This is a genomic window from Dellaglioa sp. CoH-57-MRSF-18 (assembly GCF_056781995.1).
This window is the reverse complement of the sequence record NZ_JBXAXX010000148.1, coordinates 1-341: the sequence shown is the minus strand read 5'-3', so window position 1 is coordinate 341 and position 341 is coordinate 1. Positions and strand designations below refer to the sequence as shown.

The window sequence follows — 341 nt, the reverse complement described above, 5'->3', positions numbered from 1 at the left end:
ACGATATCCGGGGTTCGAGGCGTTGCTTGGTAAGACGCTGGTTTCTGTGACAGGTCTTGAAGAAGGCTCTGACGAAGTGACGTTCATGGCTGAGACCGGTGAAGTCTACAGCATGTACCATCAACAGGACTGTTGCGAGTCGGTATACATCGAGTCGGTAACTGGGGACGTGAACGACCTGATCGGGACACCTATTCTCATGGCCTAGGAAGTTAGCGATACCGACTTTCCGCCTCCGGCTGGCGAGTACGTCGATTCGTATACGTGGACGTTCTACAAGCTCGCGACCATCCGAGGCTACGTGGATATCCGATGGCTGGGCCAAAGTAACGGCTACTATT

At 53.7% G+C, this 341-nt stretch carries 1 pseudogene; it reads left to right on the top strand.

Annotated features, from left to right (window positions below):
• Positions 1–46 precede the first annotated feature (46 nt).
• Positions 47–341 (top strand): annotated as a pseudogene (locus tag AC1RPG_RS08500) (DUF7448 domain-containing protein); the annotation flags it as partial.